This is a genomic window from Vibrio sp. 1069, from assembly GCF_033340555.1.
The window spans coordinates 1-1,117 of sequence record NZ_JAWOWP010000103.1 but is presented as its reverse complement, the minus strand read 5'-3'; the positions used below and the strand labels follow the sequence as shown (position 1 = coordinate 1,117).

Annotated in this window: 1 protein-coding gene; it reads right to left on the bottom strand. The window is 43.2% G+C overall.

The features are described from left to right. Window positions 1–129: 129 nt before the first annotated feature. On the bottom strand, window positions 130–1,117 hold a 988-nt coding region (locus R7040_RS24730; protein ID WP_318097309.1), incomplete at its 5' end, for a lipase family protein.

Here is a 1,117-nt window from a genome sequence, read left to right as displayed (position 1 = left end):
GAGGCGGTGTTTTCTATCTGACTCACCAAGCACTGTATCTATTTGCTCGCCACTAGCTTAACTAACCAAGTAGGAAACTTTTCGTATTTAAGAATAAACCACACCTAAGCAAAGGAGGATTAATCAAAATCAGAAGGTCGTTTTGAGGGCGGCTTTAACAGCCTGATTCAACTTACTTAGCACCAATTCAAACACCCAACGAATAAAGGAATAAGTAAATTTGATCGCGATATTTGCACCTTTCCCCGCAAATACCAACATGTGGCCAAGTAAACCTTTTACGCGTTCAGAAAATTCGCTAGAGAGTTCTGAAATTTTGACGATTGAACGAGCAATCGCGTCATATATAGTAGCAATAGCAGAACCTACATTTTGCAGGGCAAAGACTGACGCCGCAGCCCCACCATCAACTAACAACGTAAGGAGCGCTGCCGAGATTTTATCTGCCCAATCAGCAGAAGGTGTGGCTTGAAGTCGATTCTCATAGTTTAAAACTACGCGTTTAAAAGTGGAGCTTGCCTTTTGAAAGCCAAGGCTATCCCAGGTTGCAGTCTGTGTATAAGAACTGTACTCCGCCATAAAATGTGCGCTAGGAAAAAGACCTTGAGCACGATTCAATATGTACTCCGAACCATCATAAGGCACATGATAAAAAGGCCATACTGGCGCTTTTGTTACGGGGTCCGCACCATTGTCACAACGGAAGTGCGTCGATATCCGAGATGATGAGTTGATCGAAAAAGATTTCATTCCGACTCTTGGTGAGCCGAAAGTATATAAGTTAACTCTGCCTTTAAACTCTGGAGAAGCAGAAATCCAATTAGCAACCAGAGTCGCTAATGCACCACCTAAACTGTGTCCAACACAATGTATAGTACCGTTAGCGGTTACCGGATTATCACGAAGAAAACGAGTTAGACCTTTTCTCATAGAATAGAACGTAGTTTGGAATCCCGAATGGACGGTCTCTCCGGTATCTGTTCCTTTCCCACTACACGTCAAGTCAGTAATCCCATCAGCGAATCCAGCTGTACCTCTAAAAGCTAAGACAAGGTCATTTTTATAACGCTCACTTTTTCCCTTTCCTAACAGAGCAAACCCTGTTTCAGGACGAAAG